This is a genomic window from Rhizobium sp. CNPSo 3670, assembly GCF_057784555.1.
In genome coordinates this window covers 247,026-271,121 of record NZ_JBXSOL010000002.1, presented here as the reverse complement: position 1 = coordinate 271,121, position 24,096 = coordinate 247,026, and the positions used below count along the sequence as shown (strand labels likewise).

The window sequence follows — 24,096 nt, the reverse complement described above, 5'->3', positions numbered from 1 at the left end:
TTTAACTTCAGGCCGACTTAGGTACGGCAATACGTTTTGCTTTTGACAGGAACTTGACAATGATGCGGTGGACTTCGGTTTCCGGGCCGTTGGGCTTCTTCATAGCGACCCAAAGAACAAAGCTCGATCCGAGATAAATGATGCCGCCCGTAATGACGAGGAAGGCAAGATACACGGCCAAGTGCAGCTTGTCGGCAGGCATGCTGACCATATGCGACAATCCCCACACGCCGGCCGCCATCAAGGCGACGCTGGCAAGCGCGCGGAAGTTCGCTGCGAGCTGCTGGAAGAACGGCAGATTGATCAGGCGCTTGACCAGAAGCATGTTGACCACGGTGGAAATCAGACCCGTCAACACGCGCGCATAGACCACGCCCGGCAGCCCGTACAGCATCAGACCGGCGATGATAATCGGAATGCGGACCACCAGCATTTGCGTGTCGCGGATGAACAGCATCTTGGTATGGCCCTTCGCCATGCCGAGCGGCTGAACGAGCGAACCCAGCGTTTGCAAGGCGAAGACCGATGCTAGCGCCTGGACGATGAAGATTGCCGGGACCCACTTCTCACCCAAGGCAAGCCTCATCATCGGCTCGGCCACCACGGCCATACCGATCCCGGCCGGGAGCGCCACGGCCGCCAGCAGCGCCTGGGCACGCTGATAAGCTGCGATCAGCCGGATCGGATCATTGCGGACTTTCGAAAAGCCTGGATAAATCGTCTGGTTCAACGGCGCCGTGGCTTCGCGCGTCGGCAGCGTCGAAAGGGTGTTGCCGACAGTATAGTGGCCAAGCTGCGTGGCGCCCAGCATCTTGCCGATCAGCAGATATTCGATCCGCCAGTTCAGCGTGTTGACGATCTGACCGGCCGTCAGCCACACCGAGAACGAAAACAATTCGCGCGCGTGCCGAAAGGTGATGCGCGGCCAGAACGGCAGGACGGTGTAGGAAACGATGATATTGGTCACCTGATAGGCGAGGGTGCCGATCACGAGCGCCCAATAGCTATGATAGACGGCCGCAATTCCCACCGTGACGATAAATCCGACCAGCTTTTGCGAGACGTTGAGGACGAATTCCTGCCAGAAGATCAGATCGCGCTGGAGCATGACCCGGCGCGGATTGGCGAGCCCGCTCAGGAGCAGGCTGAAACTCAAGGCAAGCATCACGCTCGTCAGCCGCGGCTCGTTATAGAATTCGGCGATTGGATAGGACGCGGCGGCAAACAGCAGCGCCAATATCGCGCTTCTCGTCACGCTCAAGGTCCAGACCGCGCTGAAGTGCGTTTCGCTTGGCGACTCGTGGCGGATAAGCGCCTGATTGAGGGAGAGTTCGGTGACCGAACTCAGGATCACCTGGATCGTCGTTGCAATGGCGACGAGACCGAAATCGGCCGGCACCAGATACCAGGCAAGCACGAAGGTGCTGAGCGCCGAGAGCCCGTTGACGATGGCGCGGGACAAACTCAGCCACATGCTGCCCTGAATCAGCCGGTCGGTAACACTGCTCATGGGCGAACGGCTCCTGAGGTCGATAACATTGACCATTTCAGCAAGTCGGTATCGGCGGAATTAGAAAGCATCATGCCTTATTGCCTCGTCACGGGATCATCAGAGGGCGCTGGCCGTCTTGTTGGAAAAATCCTGTTTCAGCCGATCCAGCTGGACCAGCATTTTTTCGTGCGCCCTTACGATAGCCTCGTCGGAGCTGAGCTGTCCCGGCTTTTCGGCCACCCGCTGCAGCGTCTTGACAGTCGAGCCGAAGACAAAGTTGCCGGTCAGTTGCCGGATGCGGCGGTGACGGAACGTTATATTCTTCAACAGATATGTGTTTTTGCGCACCAAAGCTGCGCCTGCTTCGACGAGGTTGGACGGGCCGATCGGGTCGAAATCGATCTCCAGATCGAGCGCACTCGCCCAGTCGTACCACTTGGCGCGATTGCCCGGCGCAATCGGCCGGATCGCGCGCCAAGGAACGCGCAGCGCATCGGAGATGATGCAGCCATGCATTGCCTCGGAAACGACCTTGTGCGATGCGCTGAGTTCGGTCAGAACCTTTTCCACCGACCAGCGCGGATCGATATAATGGATGCCGGCAAGGTCGCAGACCTTGTCCCAGCTGCCGTACATGGCGCTTTCGTAGTGCGGCATGAAAGAGACGGGGTAGCGCTTCTCAACGCTTTTTGCATCCCAGCAACTGCGGGTCAGGATGCCCGAATCGCCGATGGCGTAGCTCGGATCGATGCCGAGGGCCTCGGCGGTCTTTTTTCCGCGCACGAAATAGAAGGTCCAGTTACCGTCGACCTTCGGCGCGTTGGTGTAACCGCCATAACCCGAGCCGAAGACGATCTTCTGTATGTTCGGGTCGAAATTGTCGTAGAGGATGGACCCGATGCCGAGAAAGAGCTGGCTTTCATCGTCGTCGAAGAAGCCGGGCAGCAGACGTTCCCAGAGCCAATGGTTCAGCTCGTCGCCAAAATTTTCATGTTTCCCGCGATAGGCAAACATCTTCATCGTGCTTCTCCAGTCGGCAAGTGCGTCACGAGCTGCGTGACGGTTTCGTCCTCGCGGGCCATGCGTCCGTAACGCGAAATGATCTTGATGTCGCTGCGGATTATCTTTGCCGGGTTGCCGGCCACGAGCGATCGCGGCGGCACGCTCTTGGTCACCACCGAGCCGGAGCCGATGACGCATTCGTCGCCGATCTCCACGCCGGGCAGGATGATGCTGCGGGCACCGATGAAGCAGCGTTTGCCGATCCTCGTGTGAAGATAGAGCCCGCGTGTGAGGTCGTGGGTTAGGATCGCCGCCTCAAAGGCGACATAGGTTTCGGCGCCGATATGCAGTCCCTTCGGGTTGGTCTTGTCGAAGCGCACGCTCAACGAAAAGCTGGCAGTCGGATCGATGTCCATACCCCAGAATTTCGTGTAATAGAGCCATTTGGCCTTTACGATCCCGTTCCGCAGCGGCCGAAATACGTTCAGTCCCCACTTCGGCTTCTTTCCTGTATGCACCATCAAGTCCGACCCCGGCTGGCAAATTCGTCTAGAACGGAACTGTAATAGTCCTCTAGCATCCCCGTTTGACGACGTATGTCGAAGCGCTCGGCCACCAGAAGCGGTGCCCGCGCGCTGAAGGCTGTCCACAGGGCCTGGTCGTTGAGCAGCTTTCCAACCGCTTCCGCCATGCCCGCGACATCCCGCTCCTCCACGAGATAACCAGTTTTCCCCTCTTCGATCGCTTCGCCCACGCCTCCCGAGCGGAATGCGACGACCGGAGTACCGACGGCTTCGGCCTCCAGATTGGCGAGGCCGAAGGCTTCCGCGTGACCATTGTCGAGGGTCACGCTGCCATGAAGATAGAGTTCCGCACTGGCGAGCAGATCCCTTATCTCTGTCTGCGACAGATTTTCATGGATCGTGACGCTTGGCAAGGAACGACGCGCCATGGCTTCGATTTCCTCCTTCAGTGGTCCCTGTCCGACCATGACGAATTCAACCGGGGTGCCGGCGGCCGCCACGCGTGAGAGCGCGTCGATCATGAAGCGGTGGCCCTTATAGTCGACGAAACGGGCAATGGAAACCACCAACCCCTTTTTTCGTGGACGCGGTTCCATTTTGAAGAGATCGAGATCGATACCGATATGATGGCGAAAGACGCGGTCGGCGCGGAAACCGAGCGCCAGCAACCGCTCCCGGATAAAATCGGAAACGGCGATGTTCCAGCTGTTCCAGCCGGCCATCTCGCTCCGGCCCTTGGCGAAGAAACGCACCTGATTGAAGCCGCCGGGTTTTTTTGGATCGCCGCGATAGGTGGCGTCGAAGCCATGAAACGTCGTGACGAGCGGCTTGCCGGCGGCGCGCGCGAGCGGACCGATGACATAGCCGTTCTTGCCGAAATGGGCATGGACAAGATCGGCTTGGCTGATCGCGGGAAAGAGAAAAGGCAGGCCGACCTGCGGGATTTTCAGAAGCAGCTCACCGGCCCGCGCAACGGGAGACCGACGAATGTCATGAACCGGGACAGTCGATTTTTTCGTATGGGCGGAAGAGATTCGCGAACCGGCAAGAATTTCAGCTTCGAAGGAACGAAATGCCACGGCCTGGTTGAGAACAAATGCCTGGCTGGCAGGCAAAAATTTTTCCACATAAATAACGGCTTTTCTCATGAATCTGTTCGCGTCTCCACTGTCTTTGGCGATCACATTGCCTCTATTGCCCGCTTGATGCCGTCAATCGAACTTCTCGGATCGTTGTTATCGTCGTAAAGATTAACGCGCTTCGTGCATGCCGCGCCGGGGTTGGTGTCCTTCTCGTCAAGCCCGCCATATCTCTCCGACATGCCCCAAACGGTGGCGCCTTGCAAGTCACCACGCTCGGCTGCGACGGTGATCACGTCACCGAAAATCTCCGCATAGGAGACCGGCGTGGAACTCTTGTCGCGATTGAGGAAATGGCAGGACGCATCGAGTTCGGTGATAAAAACCCCGATACCCATATCCTTCAGCGTTGCACAGAATCGGCCCATTCCCTCCGGATCGATCCGATCGAGACCGGGGCGGAAATGCGATTGCAGCCCGACGGCGCCGATCGGCGTCTTTCTGGCGACGAGATCCTCGACAATTTTCAGGATGCGTGCACGCTTCTGTTCGAACACGTCGGATTTTTTCTCCAGGTGCGTCTCATTGAGAACCAGCATCGCGTCGGGATTGGCTTCGTGTGCCATGTCGAAGCTCATGCGGATATAGTCGTCGCCAAGAAGGCGTCGGAAAACGCAGTCCCGCAGATCCGGCACATCATATTCCAACGGCTCGTTCACCACATCCCACGCGTCGATCGACCCCTTATAGCGACCGACAACCTGTTTTATATGACGGTTCATCGCCGCCCGAATGGTCTCAGCATCGGTGATGGCGGACACCCAGTCGGGCGTGCGATACCAGACAAGCGTGTGTCCATAAACCCGCATGTTGTTTTTGCGCGCAAACGCAACGATTTGATCGGCAGGGCCGAAGGAAAAGTTGCCTGGCATCTTTTCCGTTGCCTTCCACTTCAGCTGGTTTCGCGGCGTTATCGAATTGACGTTATCGATGTATATCTGCGACGCAATCGGATTGCCGACATCCGTCGGATCGATCGCCGAACCGAATCGAAACGATTTTCTGTCGGCAAGTGCGCGCAGCCCCGCGGACGGCGGCACCTGCGCCAAAGCCTGACCCGCGCGCGCATATAACAGGGCGAGCGGAACGGAGGCGAGGAAACGTCTTCTATTCATTCTTTCTCTCACTGTTGGCTGTGTTTAACGTCTTCGGCGGAATCGAAGGGCCAAACTTGCGGATTACGATCCATCGCGGCTTCGACCTTAATTAATAGATCGGTACAAATTCCGACGTATTTTCAGCGGGCGCGGATAACGACGGCAATTTCTAGATATCTTTGCATAAGCCAAGATATTAAACCGCTGCGGGAGAGAGCTCGCTATGGAAGATTGGCTTAACTATCTGATGAGCTATGCCGCTTTTTTTATGGCGACTGTTCGCAGCGGCGTATTCCTTCTTGATGATCGTCAGTTCGCGGCGTTTGCTCTCGGCGTTGTCGGCATCATTCTCCTCCTCTTCGGCGCGCTCGTCAGAACCTCGTTGCGATGCGTCAATCGGCACACGTCGTTCGCTCGCTCAACGACGAACTTGCGCAAGCTACTCAGGACCTCAATGTGGAGCGTCTCTGGCGTCGGCCGGTGGTGAAGGGGCCGAACGGCCAGGTCCAGACAGCTTGACGGAGCTTTACAGGATCCTGTCCCGGCATCACGGTGATGCAAGTCGCATTGCCTGAGGTGCGCTGCATGCGGCTCTAGAGTCTTTCCGGGTTAGATTGAAGCATTCTGTTGGCTCAAACGGAGTCGGATGGTCGACCGGCCGGCGCGCGTCGTAGCCCAGTTCTACGGCCAAGCCGGCCGGTCGATCAGCCGGCCCGTTTCAGCCAACCCGAAGGGCCGGGCATCTTTCCGCCAGGATCAAAGGCGATCGGCTCGGACGTACCTTGGGGTATGCCCGTCGCCAATCGCCTTTGCCCTGACGAAAACCTGCTCCGGCAGAATGCTTCAAGCTAACCCGGAAAGGCTCTAATTGCGATTTACTGCCGGCGGCTCTTGATGCGGAAGTTCCGGCTGCGCGCGGTTGGCCGCAATTGCGGGCTCCGGCGCGGGAAGCCATGTTCTGCCGGAAAAGTAATTCCTCGCCCTTTTCTGGGGGGCTGAGATTGCCTCCAGCGAGAGGGTAAAATTGTAGCGCTCCGGATTGAGCACCTCGTGGGTGAAGGCGATATTGGCTCCGAAGCCGTCTTCCTTGACGTCCTTCAAGTTTTTTATCGCATTCAGGGTCTCATGAAAATCGAGCCATTGCGGTTGAAGCAGCATGGTTTCGAAAACTCGCAGGATCGCCGGATCGAGCCGGCCATTCTGATCCGTTCCGGGATTGACGATCTTCACGCGCATGCTGCTGATCGTGCCGGCGGCATCGCCACGAACAATGACGAAGATGGAATTCGCGAGCTGATCCTTCTCGCGCTTGGCGCTGTGCTCGTAAAAGCACTCGAACGTGTCGGCATTGAAGCTGGCCGCCGCCCATTCGCTGGTCTGAACGCCCGCTTGGCGCAGCGCCGCGCACATTGCAGGCCCTGATATGCGCCATGTGCGCAGAAAAGCCGACGCGGTCTGTGCCATGGGCGCTTCGGTGGCATGCAGAGGAAGCTTGTAGGTCGCCGGCGGCTCCGGTCGGGGAAGCGCTTTGGGCGGCGGCGGCTTATCCTCAGGGGGGAAAAGATCCAAGCCGAAATAATGGCCGATCGCCCTGAGGTGTTTCATGTCGTTGGACAGAAGCACCGTTCCGATGACCAGCGAGAGGGAAATCGTCAGCAGCAACCAGAAGATCACGGGAATCCGCGGTTTTCCTGCCGGCTGTTTGGCATACGCGGGCGACGAATTATCGGGCAAGCTTGTCTTCTCCGGCACGCGAGAAGGGTTTCGTTGGTCTGTCTGGATCCCAGCAGTATACATGATCCGGTTAAATATCTTTTGGCTTCGTGTCTGCAACCGAGCGCTCTTTCATCCGAGCCCTCATGAAAAGCGCGCGATCGGTTCGCCGAGAGCGCTTCAACGGCATTTCAGTCGAGAATTCCAATACAGCATTCGGCAATTCGGCGAGAGATAGCCGCGGATCTTGCCGCTTCTGTGGTCGCATAGGGGCGTTGTCCGAAATGAATTGAAATAAATACGAGTGTTTTGAAAAGATTGTTGAATTGACACAGTTATTTTCAGCTCTCAGTCGAGCATATTGAGATATTTAGTATCACTGTCAGGCAAGCTGGCTTAATTTCAGCAATTTTTTCGCGCTTAACGTTCAGAATTATTTGATGAGTTCTAAATTATTTCGAACATATATTTGTATGCTGACGAATTTAGGCGAATTCGATCAAATTTTCGACGTATTAATCGATAGGGTTTGCGTGCAACAGCAGAAAGGAGAGACCATGTCCATCGAGCTAGACGCAACCACCTATATTCACGCCAAACCGACAACTGCGCACTCCTACATCTTGCCCAAGATCTTCGATGTACTGGAGAATCATTTCGACGGCTCAGCGGAAAATGACGTCTTCGATCTCGGATGCGGAACCGGCGGGGCTGCAGCGACTCTTGCGAAAGCAGGATATGATGTCGTCGGCGTCGATCCTTCCAGCGACGGGATTAGCAAGGCCAATATCCGTTATCCCGGCCTGGCGCTGAGCGTCGGCTCGGCCTATGACGACCTGTCCCGGGAATATGGCAACTTCAGCGCCGTTATCAGCCTGGAGGTCGTCGAGCATGTCTACGATCCGAAGAGCTTCACCGCGACGATGTTTGATCTCGTCAAGCCCGGCGGCATCGCGGTGATATCGACGCCCTATCACGGATATCTGAAGAATCTTGCACTGGCTGCGACGGGAAAAATGGACGATCACTTCATGCCTTTGAGGGATCACGGGCATATCAAGTTCTGGTCGAAAAACACATTGCGCACACTGTTGCTGGAGACCGGCTTCGCTAACGTCCGTTTCGAATATGTTGGAAGAATTCCTGCCTTTGCCAAATCAATGATCGCCGTCGCCGATAAGCCGCTTTAGCCGGGCGGCGCGACATTGCGCGGTTCGCCGCAGTAGTCCAGAGGTTGTTCTACTGCGTGCCGTGATAAAAAAACCGTTCTGAAATATTTACTTTTAGTTGCATTCTTGCTTAAACTCTCCATTATACAGCCGGCGTATTGATGAAGCGGGAGACTTAAGCAGATGAAGGCCAAATCGCCGAATTCCATCGATGTCTATGTTGGCAACCGCGTGAGAGTTCGGCGAAAGACGCTCGGCATGACCCAGCATGGCTTGGCCGAACTTCTTGGCATCACCTTCCAACAGATTCAAAAATATGAAAAAGGAACGAACCGGATCGGCGCCAGCCGCCTTCAGCGCATTTCCGAGATCCTTCGCGTGCCGGTCGGCTTCTTCTTCGAGAACGGCGGTTCCGGGCCGATCGAAGGCGAGACGAGCGAATTGAACAAGTTTTTGTCCTCGAAGGAAGGGCTCGCGCTCAATAAAGCGTTCATCGCCATCGAAGATCCCAACATCAGGCAGAAGCTGGTGGCCTTGGCCAAAAGTCTGGCGATGACGGGATTGCCCGACGTCGATAGCGACCTGCAGGATCCGGTTGTACACAACTGAGGATGGACCGTGCTTCATCTGCAGACATTTGGCGATCTGCGGCTGACTGAGTCGGATGGCGAGCCGGTTCGCTATCCGATCAAAGGTCTGTTGATGATGGCCCACATCTATGCGGGTGCGAGCCATGAACTCAGCCGTTATGAACTGGCCCAGTTTCTATGGAGCGACGTCGAGCCCGAATTGGCGCGGCTCAATTTGCGCAAAATGCTGTCCCGCATCCGGGAGATGGACGGCGGACGCACGGAAGTAGCCTTCGATTTCACTGCCACGACGGTTTGCCTCAACAAGGAGGTGGTCTCCAGCGATCTGGATGTCTTTCGGGCCGGCGGCTCGCCGCTGGATCGACTACAGGCGATCGCCGAATCGATGCAGCGCGGCTTCATCGGAAATATCAAGCCGGCGACAAAGCAGATAGATGCTTGGATCAGGGCGCAGCGGGACGCCCATGCGCTGCAATTGCGGCAAGCATTGCTGGAGGCGCTGCCCGATGTGCAAAAGCCGGGTGCTGCGCGCATCATTTCCAGCGCCGCCCTACAAATCCTTGAGCGGGATCCGAATGACGAGCAGGTCAGGACATTGCTGCATCGGCTATCCGGCGGCGCATCGTTCGGCGAGAGATTGCCGGACGGCGGCGGCCAAACAAGGGTGGAGGTGAAGCGTCCCGAGCCCGGCAGCCAGCCGACCGATATCGAACACATATCGCCGATCCCGAGGATCCTTCCCCGTCTGGTGTTGCTTCCCCCGACGGCGAAGCACGCCGATGCCGGACTTGCACTTGCCAACGCCCTGATCGAAGACGTCACAATCGAACTCTGTGCACTTCGGCATATTTCCATCGTCGCTCCGCATACGGCCGGACAGATCCGCCGCGACTCCGAAAAAGCGGCGGTGGTCGCCAGGCACTCGATTGCCTATCTTCTCGACACCCGGTTTTCCGAAGAGGGATTGTTCGCCCAGCTGATCTATTTCCCCACGGATGAGATCGTCTGGGCCAATCGTTTTAAGATGACCCCCGATATATTGCCGCGTCAAAGGCGGGTTATCGCCCAGCAGTTGACCGAGTCAGTGGCGCGTGAGCTGGCTGAAAACGAGGAGGAACGGCTACGTTTCGAAGCCAATCCTGAAGCCTATCACGCCTATCTCGTCGGCTCCAGCCTGATGAGCAAGCTGACGCTGCCGCATATCCGCCGGGCAAGGAAGGCGTTCAAGCAGTCGCTGTCGCATAGGTCGGATTTCTCCCCGTCATTTACCGGGCTGGCAAGAACTTTCACCAGCGAGTGGCTCGTGACGGCGCAGGGAAACAATGAACTGCTGCACCTGGCAGAGCAGCATGCGCTTCGCGCAATCGAGCGAGATCCGGGATCGGCGGCGGGCCATCGCGAGCTCGGGGTCACCAGACTTTATCTCGGTGATGTGGATGCCAGCGTCGCAGCCCTTCACCTGGCGGAAGAGCTCAGTCCGCATTTTGCCGATGTCATCTACAGTCATGCCGACACGCTCGTGCATGCATCCCGCCCCGGCGACGCGCTCGCCAAGATCAGAAAGGCAATTTCGCTCAATCCGATCGCACCTGACGCCTATCTCTGGTGTGCCGCTGGAGCCAGTTTCTTTTTGGAACAGTACGAGGAGGCCATCGCCTATGTCGAAGCGATGAAAGACAAAGCGCCGGCCCATCGTATCGCCGCGGCCAGTTGCGCAATGATCGGCGATCGAAAACGGGCACTCTTCCATCGGCAGCGCGCCGAAAGCATCAACCCGGTGTTCGACGTCGAGAAGTGGCTCGCCATCGTTCCCTTCAAGGAGCACTGGCAAAAAGAGCTATATCGGGAGGGCCTGTTGAAGGCTGGTTTTTAACAATAGCTGAGGGGCATTACATGGCGAAAGCTGTCATTATAGGAATACCGGGCGAGGAAGGTCTTTGGCTCGCCGATCTCGACGCAGGAACCGTCAAACCGCTCAATCCGACGGGGGAATTGGCGACTGCGAGCAGCCTGCGCAAAGCCGGTGGCATATTCGTGAAGGGCGTCGATTTGGCCGTCGCCGTTTCGTCGGCGCAGGTCGCGCTTTCCGGTCACGTCGACGGCTGAGCCAGCATTCTGACGGACCGGTCCATATATTCCGACAGGATCATATCGCCGCGGGAAACTCTTTCCCGCGTCGAGCCTTTTTTAGCTCGGTTCGGCATTACCAGGATTGCACGACATACCGGGCTTGATGACATCGGAATTCCCGTCTGGTGCTCCTATACCCCGAATTCACGCTCAATCGTGATTGCTCAGGGGAAGGGGCTGACCGATATCGACGCCAAAGTATCCAGCGTCATGGAGGCTGTGGAACGGGCAGTTGCCGGCGAACCTTTCGTTGATCCTGTCCGCGATACCTCGTTCGGTCTGCAGGCGATGGGGCACAAGATCGATACGCTGAGCTGCCTGATCGCCATGCATAAACCCGACCTCAGGCCAGACGAGGAGACGGAATGGGTGGCCGGCATCAACATCCTCACCGGCGAGCCGGTTTATATCCCTTTTGAAGCGGTGCTGCTCGACCGCACGCGCGATGCGCGATACTGGATGTCATCTGATGGCTTGGCATCTGGAAACAATTTCGAGGAGGCCGTTTTCCACGGCGTGCTCGAGCGGATTGAGCGGGATGCGACCGTGCTGTGGCAGGTTGGCGGGGAAAGGGATCGTTATGCCGGCTGCGTCGATCCCCGCGGCTTCAAGGATGAAGCACTGACCGGGTTGATCGACAAGATCGAAAAATCAGGATTGGCGCTCCGGCTCTTCGATATCACAAGCGATCTCGCCATTCCCTGTTTCACCGCCATTCTGGGTCCCAGGGACTCCGTTCCAGGCCAGCCGGATCGCCAAGGCGGCAGGGACATTCGACTCGTCGAGGTGACCGGCGGTACGGGAGCCCATCCGTCTCCCGTGCGCGCGGCCATCCGGGCGGTAACGGAAGCCGCACAATCCAGGCTCACCTATATCAGCGGAGCCAGGGACGATATTTCTCCCGCCACGTTCTCGAGATCCTTGCCGCCGCTCATGCGGCGAGCCTTCGACGCGGTTCCGATCTCGCCGGCTGCCGGTCCTGTCCGCCACCGAACGCCGGGACATCGGGATCTGACGCATTTGTTGCAGCATGTGCTGGAGGCTTTGCGGAACAAAGGGATCAACTCGGTCATCGCCGTACCCCTCAGCGACGACACGCTTCCCTTTGGCGTCGTAAAGGTCGTTATCCCCGAACTCGAAAATCCGGAGGGGTCGCGTGCTCGCCAGTTTGGAACAAGGGCGCTCGCGAGAGCGATAGGCTTTTGAAGGTCATTTTCGCGGGTCCCAGTCTTCCCGACGCAGGCTCACTTGCCGGCGAGGGGATACGCGTCCTGCCGCCCGCCACGCAGGGCGATGTTTTGGCTGTGGTGGAACAGGGTGCCAATGTCATCGGTCTGATTGATGGCGGTTTCGAATACGCCGCGCCGGTCTGGCATAAGGAAATTCTCCGTGCTCTTTCGCTTGGCGTGACTGTCCTCGGAGCGGCAAGCATGGGCGCGCTGCGCGCTGCGGAATGTCATTCGTTCGGGATGATCGGGATCGGCCGCATTTTCGAAGACTATCGGACGGGTCGGCTGGTCGACGATGCCGCCGTTGCACTCCTGCACGCGCCGAGCGCGCTGGGCGGCAAGCCGCTGACCATACCGCTGGTCAATGTCTGCGCCACGCTTGATGCCATGGAAAGGAATGAGTTGCTCGCAGATGGGCTGCGCCAGGTCATTGAAGACGCCGCGAACGCAATATTCTTCAAGAGGCGGACGTGGCGGGCAATCGTCGAGCAATGCGCTGACGTAGCCGAGCCAGATCGCCCGCACCTTCTGGCCACTCTCGTGTCGCATTCCGTTGACCAAAAACGCATCGATGCATTGGAATTGGTAAAGATGGTGCAGTCGACCGCCGATATTCGCGTAAATGCCGGTTTGTCCTGGAAACTGCGCGAAACCTCGTTCTCCACACGGTCCGCATTGTGAAGCGAAGACGACGATCGTCACCGAGGGTTGTGTCACGCTTTTTTCACGGGCTCGACCACGTCAGCCCGCGTATCATTCCTTCTATTCGTTGGAGAAATGGACATGGGCGTGACATCGACTATTGAACTAGATGGAGATCTAGGGGCGAAAGACGCTCTGGACGAACTGGTCGCATTGGCACGGATGATCGCCTATGCGCGACAGGTTGCTCAGGATGTCAAGCTGCAATTCGCGACGAATTGCCTCGACCTTGCTCTTGAGGCGGTGAAGCAGGAAGTCGGAGAGGGGCTGACCAGAGAGTTGGCCGAATTGAGCTCTCCGGTTCCGCAAGTCAGCGTAAAAAGACATTAGTGCCCGCTTTCATGCTGCAAACTCGGATAGCCCGAAAATCACATCGATTTTGGGGCTATATGCGACTGTGCATATGGGAGGGCCGCAGAAAACCGGCTCCGGTCGGTTGCACAGCAACGGTCTGTCGGGCTGAAACGAGTGCCCTGAGGCCTGTCTATCGGCAATCCATCTGAATTGTGGTTTGGGAGAAGCCTCGGCTTGTCGCGGGCTGGACAACCGCCGCTCATTCGATGGCGTAAAGATAGGTTCAGAACGAATGGTAAGCGGTTTGGCTGGCGTTGTCTCCGGGCAGGGAGGCGGCGGCGATATCGGTTTGCGGTCGTCCGACGATCGGCCGAGCCGGCCGATCATGATCAATGGGTCAAATTGCGCTTCTGGGCCAGCAGTAAAATATAGTCGTCGGCAATGTCCGCGATGGCCATTGCGACTTCCGCCGGATCGCACCCCTCGACCTTCGTGTTTGCAATGAACTGATAAACCGCCTTCTCGATCTGTTTGCGGCAAATCATCACGCGTTCATCATAACCAAATTCCGGAATCTGCGATGCCATATCACTCATCAGGGTGGCTCCTCACTACTTCCAGTGACCATGACACAAATTATAAGTTGAGCAAGCAAATGCTTTACGAACGGTTAATTCGATCACGAGGTGCGACCATTTCGACACAGCTTGACGCGAGAACGGACATTCGAGGCTGTTGTCTGCGGCGATGCGTTTGGTACTCCTGAGCCCTCGTTCCATGCGGGTGACCGCTTAAACGAGGATGGTCGTCTCTTAGCCTGCGGCCTCGCGTGCCCGGGGTCTCGGCTCATCATGCGAATTTGTCATGCCACGTCGAAAGGCGCGCCTTATAATGTCCGACCAGTGGCGTGATGAACGGCGATAACCCTTGATTTACTGGTGTTTCGAAGCTTCATTCGCCTCGAGATCAGCACTCTTTGGTATCGAATTGCGCCGCCACGTCTTCGGTGCCTGTCGGTGCGAAGACTTTCGGGCCGCCCGTCGTACTGCCCGTTCGACAGTACTATATGGTTACAGCACTGCCGAAACGGCACTCAGCAAACTAACGAGAGCGATTCCATATTTCTGGAAGGAATGCATCTCCATTATCTACCAGTCAGAAATTAATAACCCTTAAGGATAGCGTAATACAAATCAAATTATATCAAACGAGGAAAACATTAATTTCACACCATGGTTGTATTTATAAATCTACCGCAAGATGAGTTCGATTATGCTAATGCTGTGAACAAGCTGTGACGAGCGAATGTAATGCGGTAGGATGATCTCTGATCGACAATAATACCACGTGGCGAATTTGCTGTGCCCGACCCAGGAACCAGCGCCCTGGCTCTGCGTAAACTTTCGAGCTTCTCCGAGCTAGATTGAACCATCCTCTTGGCTCAAGCAGAGTCGGCGGGCGATCAGTCCATCCGGGTGTCTCCAGCCAAAGGCGATCGGCTCGGGAGTACCAGGAGGTGTGCCCGAGCCGATCGCCTTTGCCCTGACGAAAACCTGCTCCCCCAGAATGCTTCAAGCTAACCTTGGAAAGGTTCTAGCAAAGTTGAGGACCCGCCGGGGTGGTGACGGGTCCTCGGGTAAGATTGCCTGCGCAGTACGAAGACATGATTGCCATTAAATTCGATATTGTCACGGATTATTGTTGGGTTGTCGTGTTTTCTCACAATTTATCGCTTTATTGCTGCGATGATATTTGTAGTTTCCTAGATTGTACTTAAAAATGAGAGGCTTTGCCGATGGAGTGGAATCACTGGCTTTCCGGAGCATTTCTTTTTCTCTCGATTGGCGGAGATGTCCTATCTTCGAGGAGACGCAACGGACTTTTCGCCGCACCGCCAACGCGCTGCGCGTCATAGATCTCGACAGGTGTATGGTCCTCGTCGGCCCAAGGTCGTTGTGCGCATTAAGGGCACGATCGGCGGGTTTGAGTTCGGCTTCTTGCGAACGGGCATGATTAACGCGGCCCGCGCTAAAGCGCTGCGGGGCCGACAATCTACCGGCTAGGAACAGCTGCTGGGTAGAAATACCTTTTTCGAAGAACCACTACCCCATTATTGACACTCAAGCCCGCATCTTGATGTATCCTATTTGAGATTGTGGAGCCTTCGGAGTTAAGAGCTTGAAGAAATCGGCAAGAAGTGACGTAACTGTTGCTGTTGTAATCCCTGCCTATAACGCGGAACGAACTCTGGCTGAAACAATCAGCAGCGTTCGCAATCAAACACATCATGCGCTCGATATCGTCGTGGTGGACGACGGTTCTAAGGACCATACCCTGGCTATTGCGCAAGCAGTCGCTGAAATAGATCCGCGTGTTCGAGTATTAAAGCAAAGAAATTCCGGCGTCGCCGCTGCTCGAAATGCGGGTTGGCGCTCTACGTCTGCCGACTTGGTGGCATTCCTAGATGCTGATGACATTTGGTCACCTGATAAAATTGAGCGACAATTGGCTGCATTGGAGAGAGGTGGCCCCAATGTCGGCCTAGTCTACACTTGGTATGCAATGATTGACCACAACAACTACATCATCTACCGGAGTGATGAGGTTTCCATCGAGGGAGATGTGCTCGACGAGGTACTTGCGGATAACTTCATTGGAAATGCAAGTTCGCCACTCGTACGGCGGAATATTCTTGACGCGACGGGAGGATTTGACTCCTCACTCCAACAGCGTGACGCGCAGGGGTGTGAAGATCTCCTCTTCTACTGCTTGGCCGCTGAATTCTCACATTTTGTGGTGGTGCCGGATTATCTTGTCGGCTATCGCCAAACGCCAGACAACATGTCATCCAACCTGACGCGAATGCTACGGTCCTGGATTCTGGTCGCGGATGAAATGCTCAAGAGACACCCGGAAAAGCGTTTTGCAGTCCGGGCCGGCCTAAGCCGCTGTGGCCGCTGGCTCGTCCAGAAGGCGGTTGAACAGCGCCGATACCGCGAGCTCATCAGACTTGTCGCAACCATGTCGCGACATGACAAGCCAATTGCAGCCAAGATGCTTGTGGTCGACACGGGATCAAAGGCGATGAGGAGACTGAAAAGAGAGGCCCGATCGTGGCTGAAGCAGAAATCGTATTTCTCTTCAAATCCCGATCACCGATTTGCCTTAGGAACAAAGTACGATGCGGGTTGGACGGTGGACCCCCCCATTCTTGTCTCAGCCAAATAGCAGATTTGCGAACTCTGATCGGGTGATCCCGCTGAAAACCTCCTGTCTTTTCAATGCGAGCTTATCTGCATTTGCCTGCACCCTGCCACCGACGCAGCTTAGCCCGATCCGGTAGCCACACTGTTCGGCTATCTCCCTGATAGCGGGGTCGAAGTCGCCGTACGGATATGCGACCGCCAGCACTTCTCGACCTAGGCATTTCTCGAGCATAGCCTTGGAGCCAGCAAGCTCTCGCAATAGGCTCTCCGGTGCCAGGGCAGACAAACGCACGTGCCGGGCACCGTGGGCGCCCAGCGTCACGTCGCTGTTCGCGACCGCCGCAAGTTCCTCCCAAGTTAGTAGTGGAGCTGGCGGTCCATAGGCCGAATCCCATATTGCAGAGCTGCCGACCCTATCGGTTGGGACAAAGAGCGAGGATGGGAAGCCATATCGATGTAGCAGGGGGAGGGCATGCGTCATGAAATCGCGTGTAGCGTCGTCGAAGGTCAGAACCAACGTTTTTTCGGGCGGTTTGGCGCCTTCGTCGAAACAAGCAAGCAGCCGATCCAAAGTCATTCCTCGCCATCCGGCGTCGCGCAGGAAGGCCAGTTGGGATTCGAAGGCCTCTGGAGACTGGCGGTATCGAGAAAGCTGTTCCGGGCCATCGTCCGAAACCTGATGGTACATCAAGATCGGGACATCGTTCCAGTCGGCGGCCGATTCCACAACTCGCCCGCCTCTCCAGCGTACTTGGCTGGCGACTTGAAGAGGCAGAGGCTGCGCCGTGTTTACTTCCACGCGTGTAGGCTCTAGGAAGCCCCCGCGCTCTACCTTCTCGAACCTTTGGATTCTATAGAGCGGACTCTTGGCTTCAGCCGAGAGAGTTAAATCCGGATGTTGGTCAAACGTCTCACCTATGCCGATCGCACCGAATTCATGCGGCCACCCAAAGCCTGTCTCATTCGGCCTATCGATCAGGAGGTTGGCGTGAGCGGTAACGAACCAACCACCAGTTCGAAGACTGCCCGCAATCTTATCGACTATCTGCCGGAGCTTTTCTCTGTTCTCCAAATAGTACAGAACTTCACTGCAGACGATGAGATCGTAAGGCCCTCCCAGCTCGTCCCTCAAAAGATCCAACTGCCGATAGGCTACCGGAGAATCATGGTCCTGAAGCGAGGCCGCTCGAGCGACTGCCGACGCCGAAATGTCGGTTGCCAGCAGGTTGTCGACGCGGGGCGCCAACATCCGTGTAAAGGTTCCTTCCGCGCAGGCCAGCTCAAGGCCGTTTGAAAAGCGGCGATCGTCCAACAACGACAATGTTTGAAGATATTTCACAGTCTCATAGTTATTTCGGTAGTCCCAAGGATCGACCTGGGAAAAAAGCTCCTCCCAGTACGCTTCCGTATCGTACCTCGGCACCTCATCGCCCGCCGGGCCGGTTTTTTTCGACGGCTTCTCATTTAACATCTGCCTCGAGGCCGCAATCGCCCGCTGACGTTCCTCGTCGACGATTCGGTCGAATTCGGCGCGCCCGGCGTGCGCGGTGACCAACATCGAATCGACATGTGTTGGCGTCGGCTCCTCCTTGCGCCGCCAACCCGCTGATGTCTTAGCTTTGGCCCAATGTGATATTTTCGCCATGAGCTTCAGCAACCGTCGAGTTACTCCGCGGTGGCTTGGCGCCGCCATGCTGGTGGAGACGGCGCGCCCGTCATCCTGATCGAAGTCCGGGCCGAACACCATCCTGAGTCGATTTCGTATCGTATCGGCTTCGATTGCTCCAAAGACAACAAACTCCACTTGCCCTAGCGGGGTCGGACCTCGCCAGATGCAACAGCGCAACCGCTCGATGCCGGGCAAGATGAGGTCGACGATAGGGCGATCCAAATCAATTGGCTGTATCCTTGTTGTTCCGATCGTGGTGAGCACGTTGGTCGGTAGTTGGTCAGCGACCCTTCGCTCCATTGAACGAACCAACAGGGAACCAAAAGCTTCTTGGGGACCATGCCGATTAAACCAGGCCTCCAGCTCGGGAAGCTTGTCCTGGATCTTCGACCAAAGTCCGGGCCAAATCGGCTCGTCCGCGAAGGCGCCGACCACAATCCCGTCTATCATTACCGCGATGAGCGCGTAGACATCGGCGTTAGGTGGAATAGGCTCTGCCACTCGGTCGAGCAGTTCACCAGGATTGTCGCCTTGACCTATTGAGGCGCCGACGAGCCAGATCGCGAGATACCAGCAGGCTGTTCCCAACGCGGCCTGCGTTACTCCCTGGGCGAGCGCCGGCACCGGATCGGTGACGCGGGGATCGGAATGGTGGCCGCGTCGGATCACCTTAAGACCAAAATCAAGATGTTTGACCCTGTTTGACGACAGCGAGCCGGCCGTTACGCTAACATCGGCCATCAGGCTTTCGACCGGCGCAAACTCGGCGCCAGCCCGGGCGAGGCGCTGCCACAGGTCCCAGTCCTCGCACATTTTCATCTCCGGATCGAAGCCGCCTATTTCTGTAAGCCGGGACCGGCGAACCAAGGCTGCGTGGATCGCGAAAGGGCAATAGCGCGCTGTTGCGGCAAACGGATTGTCCATTTTGACCGCGGGGTGAGACTGCCACCACGGTGCACCATGTTTCAGGCGGCGCCAACCGCAATGCAGAATGTCGGCCTGCGGCAAAGTTCGCGTGTGACCCAGCATGATTTCGAGGTGGGAAGATGCCAAGGTGTCGTCTGAGTCGAGGAAGACGACCCAGTCGCCTTTCGCCTGCGCCAGCCCCGCATTGCGAGCAACTGACACGCCGCTCTGCTCCTGCCGCAGCACACGGAAGCGCGTATCCCGATCCGCGAAACGGTCCGCGATCTGAGCCGTCTGATCGGTTGAACCATCATCAATGATGATGCATTCCCAGTCAGTATGACTTTGCGCTATCAGGCTCTCCAACGTCGAGGAAAGTGTTGTTTCCGCTCCATGCGCCGGTGTAATGATGGAAACTATAGGCATAATTGCTGCTTCCTGCGATAAAGATCACGCTGGAGTTACCGTGTCAGTTCGCGAGTATGATGATCTTTACTACTTTGAGGCAAGGTGTATTTAACCGATGGCAAAAGTGAGCCGAAATGCCTGAGCATCTCAAGGATCAAGCGCTTGATCGCGCGAAGCGACGGAACCAATACAGGCGTCGTGATCAGTGCAAGCGCTTGATTGACATCTGTCTGCAATGGAACGATCTGCTGTTAGCACTTCTGGCTCGCGATCTGAAGATGAGATATCAAAGATCCGCAATTGGCCTCGGCTGGTCCTTGATGCGGCCATTGAGCCAGCTGCTGATTTTTTCCCTGATCTTTCGTCACGTCCTTCCCTTAAATATTCCCTACTACACCACTTTTGTCTTTTCCGGCGTGTTGGCCTGGGGCTGGCTCAGCGCTGCGGTACCCGCAGCGGCAACTTCCATAACCGGCAGCAGCGAATTGGTGCGCCGGCCGGGCTTTCCGATCGGGATACTTCCTGTTGTCGCAGTCATCACACAAGCAGTGCACCTTCTGCTCGCTCTGCCACTCCTCCTCATTATCTCGTTTATCGAGACCGGGGGCCTTGCTTTAAGCATCGCGGCACTTCCACTCGTGTTCCTTGCGCAGGCGCTGTTCACGATGGGTCTGTCCTATCTTGTTGCGATTGCGCATGTCCATTTCCGCGATACTCAACATTTGGTAGGCGTGTTTTTGATGCTGGGTTTCTACCTGACGCCTGTGTTCTACAGCCCGCTGAAGGCGAGTGAGCCGATGGCCTTAATTCACACCTGGAACCCGATGGCCTGGATTCTCGAGGGCTACCGCGCCATTTTCGTCGAACACGCGTGGCCTCCGGTTGCTATCTATTGGAAGACTGCGCTGATTTCTTTGCCGATGCTTTTTATCGGCATTTGGCTGGTCGAGCGTGGCAGCGCGCGCCTGGTGGACGAGCTATGAGGCAAGGCGCCATCATCGTCCACGACGTCGGCAAGCGCTACCGCGCGCAAGGGGGGGCGCGCTCCACCACCTTGAAGGGTTACCTTTTGTCCGGGCGGTCCGTGGTACAGTCGAAAAGCTTTTGGGGCCTGCGCCACATCAGCTTTGCGGTTACGCCGGGGCAAGCTGTCGGCGTGGTGGGCCTAAACGGGGCCGGCAAGTCCACTTTGCTGCGTCTGATCGGCGGCGTTGGTCGTCCCGACGAAGGGCAGATCAAGGTGGTGGGTCGAATTGGCGCCTTGCTCGACATCGGGGCGGGCCTGACCGACGATTTGACTGGGCGCGAGAACATCTTTCTGCTGGGGGTTATCGCGGGAATGCGGCGGACCGAGGTTGCCGAGCGATTTGACGAGATTGTAGCCTTTGCCGAGTTGGAGGCGGCGGTTGAGAATCCGGTTCGTAGTTACAGCACCGGAATGCGCATGCGCCTGGCATTCGCCGTGGCAGTCCATGTGCGCCCGGACGTCTTGCTTATCGACGAGGCCCTCGCCGTGGGGGACCAAGCCTTCCAGCAGAAGTGCATTGCAAGAGTGAAGGAGATACTGAATGGCGGCGCCACTATTTTCTTCGTGTCACACGACGTCTCGCAGATAAGAGAAATCTGCGATCACGTGCTATTCCTGAGAGCCGGTCGCGTTGTGGGCTACGGGCCAATCGACGAAATGCTGCCGCTTTATACCTCGGCGGTCGAGGCGAAGGTCGCCAGCGTCCAGCACGAACAGTTCGCCGTTACAAAATTGCCCGTTGAACTGGTGCCGCAGGTCAGCCGGTTCGGCAATGGCGAACTCCAGATCACAGCCGTAGCGTTGCTGAACGAGCAGAGCATCCCGACAAGCACCATCGCTGCGGGCGACCGGCTGTCGATTTCACTTACCTATGTCGGTGCCGTCAGAGATCGCAATGCCATTATCGTCATCGGCGTCTACGCTGCGGACGATACGTGCTGCTTCGAGATCGACAGCAAGTTGGCCGAATTCGCCCCTGTCGTAGACTCGGACACGGTGCGCATCGAAACAACACTCAATCGAATCGACCTGGCTCCAGGCGACTATCGCGTTACGGTGGGCCTTTTTTCGGCAGATTGGCAGCAGGTTTACGATTATCATGCCGAAGTCTATCCGCTCGCCGTGACCGGACCCGGCCCAAGAAAGGGTATGCTGAATCCTCCGACACTGTGGCAGCAGGTGCAGTCGCGCCCCGCCGCGGCCTCGTCGGACCACGGCTCATTGGGTCAGCCCAGATCGGATCCGAACTCCTGATGCGCCTTGCCGTTCGAGACATCGACATTCTCGACTTTCCGCCGGATTTTGAACCGACGGGTGACTATCAGGGTGCACTTGTGCTGATCAGGGTCGCCGGTCGTCCGTGCGGCCAAGCTGTGATCGCCTTCGACACCGATGGCGGGAAGACGCCAATCAAGGACCGGATTCTGTCTGCGGCCGGTTCGTCGGTGTTCGAGGCTTGGTTAAGGCATTGGCTGGCCCTTCCTGACCCGTCGCCGAGTCCAAGTCAGCTACCGAAAGCTTCCGTCGTGATCTGCACGCGCGATCGTACCGAAGATCTGGAGCGCTGCCTCATCGGGCTATTGGCTATGCCCGATAAGGCCGATATCCTCGTGGTCGACAATGCCCCATTGAACGACGCCACGCGAGATTTAGTCAGCCGCTTCAACACTGTGAGATATCTGCGCGAACCGCGCCCTGGTCTTGACGTCGCGCGCAACACTGCCCTTCGCAACGCAGAAGCAGACGTCGTAGCGTTCATCGACGACGATGCCGTCCCCGACCCGCTATGGCTTAGAACCTTGCTTCGCAATTTTGAGGACCCCCTGGTACTGGCCGCAACCGGCCTCACTATGGCGGCAGAGTTGGAAACGGACTCGCAGATCGCATTTCAACATTTTGGCGGTTTTTGCCGTGGCTTCAGGCGTCAGGTCTACGACGCCCACAACCTGGACCCATTCACCGGATGGCATGCGGGTGCCGGTGTCAATATGGCATTGCGCCGAACCATAGTTGACGCGGTAGGGTGGTTCGACGAGGCCCTCGACGCTGGAACCCTCAGCCTGGCGGGCGGCGACACGGACATGTTCCGGCGTGTACTCGAAGCCGGTTATCGGATCATCTACGATCCCGAGGCTCTGAACTGGCACCGCCATCGTCGCTCAAGCGAGGAACTGCAGCAGCAGATGTATGGCTACGAGGCTGCATCGTTCGCCATCTTGACGAAGGCCCTCGTGTTCGAGGGAAACCCGCGTGCGCTCCCTCGCATGGTTCGTTCCTACGTCAGGCTTCTTCGGCGAGTTTTTCAACGTCGACAGACACACCAATTCAGCCTGCCCTACAACGACGCCTTAACCCAGTTCAGAGGGGCTGCGAGCGGCCCGGTCCGTTATCTGCGCGCGCGGGCGCGAGCAGCGAAGGCAGAGCATAAGAATGGTTGACATCAGCGTTATCATACCAACGCATAATCGTGCCGCCATGCTGAAGTCGCTTCTGGGAAAGCTCGACGCTCAGCGCGATGGGACACCCGCATTCGAAATCCTGGTTGTGGCTGACGGGTGTGAGGACGACACGTCGACAATGCTTGCGTCGCTTCGTACCCGCGTTCCCCTTCGAACCCTGTCGTTGCCGGGCGTCGGTCCGGCACTCGCCCGTAATGCGGGGTCGCAGGTCGCGAGCGGCCGTTTATTGATCTTCCTTGACGACGACATCGAGCCGGGGGCCAATTTCGTGGCGGCGCATGTGGCTGAACATCAGCGCCACCCCGGGGGCGTAGTGATAGGCCCCTATCCGCCACTTCCGCACATTGCTAAGGACCGCTTCCGCCTCAGCGCCCGCGAATGGTGGACGAGGCACTTCGAGCGCGTCTCCCTCCCTGGACATCGGTTCGCTTTTACCGATGTGCTGACAGGAAACCTGTCGCTGGATGCGGAACTGTTTCACGCTATGGGCGGGCTCGATCCTCAATTCGCCCGTGCACGAGAAGACTTCGAATTTGGTCTACGTGTGATCAAAAAGGGAGTTCCAATTCGTTTTGCTCCCGACGCATTCGGCTATCATCTCGAACATCAGACGATGACACTCACCGGAAAGATGGTGCGCAGGCATCAGGAGGGACGCTCCGATGCCTTGATCGCTCGCAAGCACCCCGACATACAGCGGCTGCTCGAGATCCATCGGTTTGCCGGAAGAAAGGGGTGGAAGAAGCGTCTGCGAAGGATCATCGCCACCCGAGCCGGTTCTGTCCTTGACCCCCTCGTCAAGGCTGGCCCACGCGTCCTCCAAACGTTGGAAAAGGCTGGCCTTCGTAGGCTTTATGAGAAGGTAGAGCGGCAGCTCAATGGATATCATTATCTTCGCGGCGCCGCCGAAGTGTTGGGTGAGGATTGGCGGCTTCCGCCGGATCCGACTGCTTCGGCCGACGAAATCGAGGTGCTCGAGATCAATCTGGACCAAGGCCTTGAGGCAGCCGAAGCTATACTGGCGGAACATCGACCTCTTGCTGCTCGTATCGTGAATGGGACGATACTCGTCGGCGACATGTGTCACCAGATCGGTGCCGAACCGTGGGACGCACGGCACCTCCGTCCGTGGCTGAACCGTCAGGCAATACGTGGATATCTTCCTGTGGCGCTTGCCGAATGGCAGGCTCTGCCGAACAACGTCCCTACGCGTTTGTCGGACTTAACATTGAACTTCCTCAATAACCCCAGTTTCCGCGCGCATACATTCGAGCAGCACCTCCAGTGGATGCAGGCGAAATTGCGTTCAGCACTCGATGAAAATACGAGTAAATCGTAGC

At 57.1% G+C, this 24,096-nt stretch carries 21 protein-coding genes; 13 read left to right on the top strand and 8 right to left on the bottom strand.

Annotated elements, in window-relative coordinates; all coding sequences use genetic code 11:
* Positions 1 to 7: 7 nt before the first annotated feature.
* The 5 genes from AC13QO_RS02985 to AC13QO_RS02965 form a co-directional block, all read right to left on the bottom strand.
* A complete protein-coding gene (locus tag AC13QO_RS02985; RefSeq protein ID WP_085779106.1) occupies positions 8 to 1,510 on the bottom strand; it encodes a lipopolysaccharide biosynthesis protein in 1,503 nt (500 codons plus the stop codon).
* A gap of 99 nt (positions 1,511 to 1,609) precedes the next feature.
* Positions 1,610 to 2,512 carry an exopolysaccharide glucosyl ketal-pyruvate-transferase gene (pssM, locus tag AC13QO_RS02980; RefSeq protein WP_085779105.1) on the bottom strand — a complete coding sequence of 301 codons (903 nt, stop codon included), beginning with the start codon at positions 2,510 to 2,512 and terminating at the stop codon, positions 1,610 to 1,612.
* The gene (locus AC13QO_RS02975) at positions 2,509 to 3,015 is read right to left on the bottom strand and encodes an acyltransferase (protein WP_085779104.1); all 507 of its coding nucleotides are present in this window, start codon (positions 3,013 to 3,015) and stop codon (positions 2,509 to 2,511) included. Before AC13QO_RS02975 ends, pssM begins: the two co-directional genes overlap by 4 nt.
* Positions 3,015 to 4,166, bottom strand: a complete 1,152-nt coding sequence (locus tag AC13QO_RS02970; RefSeq protein ID WP_430958501.1) for a glycosyltransferase — start codon at positions 4,164 to 4,166, stop codon at positions 3,015 to 3,017. The genes AC13QO_RS02975 and AC13QO_RS02970 overlap by 1 nt, the downstream gene beginning before the upstream one ends.
* Positions 4,167 to 4,198: 32 nt before the next feature.
* The gene (locus AC13QO_RS02965) at positions 4,199 to 5,272 is read right to left on the bottom strand and encodes an endo-1,4-beta-xylanase (RefSeq protein WP_488539873.1); all 1,074 of its coding nucleotides are present in this window, start codon (positions 5,270 to 5,272) and stop codon (positions 4,199 to 4,201) included.
* Positions 5,273 to 5,477: 205 nt separating this feature from the next.
* On the opposite strand from AC13QO_RS02965, the gene AC13QO_RS02960 reads away from it, so the two are divergent.
* Positions 5,478 to 5,741, top strand: a complete 264-nt coding sequence (locus AC13QO_RS02960; protein ID WP_488539872.1) for a hypothetical protein — start codon at positions 5,478 to 5,480, stop codon at positions 5,739 to 5,741.
* A gap of 377 nt (positions 5,742 to 6,118) precedes the next feature.
* On the opposite strand, the gene AC13QO_RS02955 is transcribed toward AC13QO_RS02960, so the two are convergent.
* Complete coding sequence (locus tag AC13QO_RS02955; RefSeq protein ID WP_488539871.1) at positions 6,119 to 6,988, bottom strand: DUF6030 family protein; 870 nt, start codon at positions 6,986 to 6,988, stop codon at positions 6,119 to 6,121.
* A gap of 536 nt (positions 6,989 to 7,524) precedes the next feature.
* Between AC13QO_RS02955 and AC13QO_RS02950 the strand changes: the two genes are divergently transcribed.
* The 7 genes from AC13QO_RS02950 (at position 7,525) to AC13QO_RS02920 (ending at position 13,117) form a co-directional block, all read left to right on the top strand.
* On the top strand, positions 7,525 to 8,157 hold the full coding sequence (locus tag AC13QO_RS02950; protein ID WP_285195594.1) for a class I SAM-dependent methyltransferase: 633 nt from the start codon (positions 7,525 to 7,527) through the stop codon (positions 8,155 to 8,157).
* Between the two features lie 162 nt (positions 8,158 to 8,319).
* Positions 8,320 to 8,745, top strand: a complete 426-nt coding sequence (locus AC13QO_RS02945; protein ID WP_064804372.1) for a helix-turn-helix domain-containing protein — start codon at positions 8,320 to 8,322, stop codon at positions 8,743 to 8,745.
* 9 nt (positions 8,746 to 8,754) lie between these two features.
* Positions 8,755 to 10,599, top strand: a complete 1,845-nt coding sequence (locus AC13QO_RS02940) for a peptide antibiotic resistance protein (RefSeq protein ID WP_488539870.1) — start codon at positions 8,755 to 8,757, stop codon at positions 10,597 to 10,599.
* Between the two features lie 20 nt (positions 10,600 to 10,619).
* Positions 10,620 to 10,832, top strand: coding sequence for a hypothetical protein (locus AC13QO_RS02935; protein WP_085779099.1), 213 nt, complete (start codon positions 10,620 to 10,622; stop codon positions 10,830 to 10,832).
* Positions 10,833 to 10,874: 42 nt separating this feature from the next.
* Positions 10,875 to 12,062, top strand: a complete 1,188-nt coding sequence (locus AC13QO_RS02930; RefSeq protein ID WP_488539897.1) for a YcaO-like family protein — start codon at positions 10,875 to 10,877, stop codon at positions 12,060 to 12,062.
* A complete protein-coding gene (locus AC13QO_RS02925; RefSeq protein WP_285195597.1) occupies positions 12,059 to 12,766 on the top strand; it encodes a TfuA-like protein in 708 nt (235 codons plus the stop codon). Before AC13QO_RS02930 ends, AC13QO_RS02925 begins: the two co-directional genes overlap by 4 nt.
* Before the next feature lie 102 nt (positions 12,767 to 12,868).
* On the top strand, positions 12,869 to 13,117 hold the full coding sequence (locus AC13QO_RS02920; protein WP_085780158.1) for a hypothetical protein: 249 nt from the start codon (positions 12,869 to 12,871) through the stop codon (positions 13,115 to 13,117).
* 353 nt (positions 13,118 to 13,470) lie between these two features.
* On the opposite strand, the gene AC13QO_RS02915 is transcribed toward AC13QO_RS02920, so the two are convergent.
* On the bottom strand, positions 13,471 to 13,677 hold the full coding sequence (locus tag AC13QO_RS02915; protein ID WP_004676311.1) for a hypothetical protein: 207 nt from the start codon (positions 13,675 to 13,677) through the stop codon (positions 13,471 to 13,473).
* A 1,582-nt stretch (positions 13,678 to 15,259) separates the two neighbouring features.
* On the opposite strand from AC13QO_RS02915, the gene AC13QO_RS02910 reads away from it, so the two are divergent.
* Positions 15,260 to 16,309: a glycosyltransferase family 2 protein gene (locus AC13QO_RS02910; RefSeq protein ID WP_488539869.1), complete on the top strand. Its 1,050-nt coding sequence runs from the start codon at positions 15,260 to 15,262 to the stop codon at positions 16,307 to 16,309.
* Here AC13QO_RS02910 and AC13QO_RS02905 read toward each other — a convergent pair.
* On the bottom strand, positions 16,298 to 19,291 hold the full coding sequence (locus tag AC13QO_RS02905; RefSeq protein ID WP_488539896.1) for a trifunctional glycosyltransferase/class I SAM-dependent methyltransferase/polysaccharide deacetylase: 2,994 nt from the start codon (positions 19,289 to 19,291) through the stop codon (positions 16,298 to 16,300). The two genes, AC13QO_RS02910 and AC13QO_RS02905, sit on opposite strands and share 12 nt — an antisense overlap.
* 113 nt (positions 19,292 to 19,404) lie before the next feature.
* On the opposite strand from AC13QO_RS02905, the gene AC13QO_RS02900 reads away from it, so the two are divergent.
* Genes AC13QO_RS02900 through AC13QO_RS02885 form a run of 4 tightly spaced genes read left to right on the top strand, consistent with a single transcriptional unit; the run spans position 19,405 to position 24,095 of the window.
* Positions 19,405 to 20,253: an ABC transporter permease gene (locus AC13QO_RS02900; protein WP_488539868.1), complete on the top strand. Its 849-nt coding sequence runs from the start codon at positions 19,405 to 19,407 to the stop codon at positions 20,251 to 20,253.
* The gene (locus tag AC13QO_RS02895) at positions 20,250 to 21,551 is read left to right on the top strand and encodes an ABC transporter ATP-binding protein (protein ID WP_488539867.1); all 1,302 of its coding nucleotides are present in this window, start codon (positions 20,250 to 20,252) and stop codon (positions 21,549 to 21,551) included. Before AC13QO_RS02900 ends, AC13QO_RS02895 begins: the two co-directional genes overlap by 4 nt.
* Positions 21,551 to 22,735, top strand: coding sequence for a glycosyltransferase family 2 protein (locus tag AC13QO_RS02890; protein WP_488539866.1), 1,185 nt, complete (start codon positions 21,551 to 21,553; stop codon positions 22,733 to 22,735). The genes AC13QO_RS02895 and AC13QO_RS02890 overlap by 1 nt, the downstream gene beginning before the upstream one ends.
* Entirely contained in the window at positions 22,728 to 24,095 is a 1,368-nt protein-coding gene (locus AC13QO_RS02885; RefSeq protein WP_488539865.1) for a glycosyltransferase family 2 protein, read from the top strand. The genes AC13QO_RS02890 and AC13QO_RS02885 overlap by 8 nt, the downstream gene beginning before the upstream one ends.
* The last annotated feature ends 1 nt before the right edge of the window (position 24,096 follow it).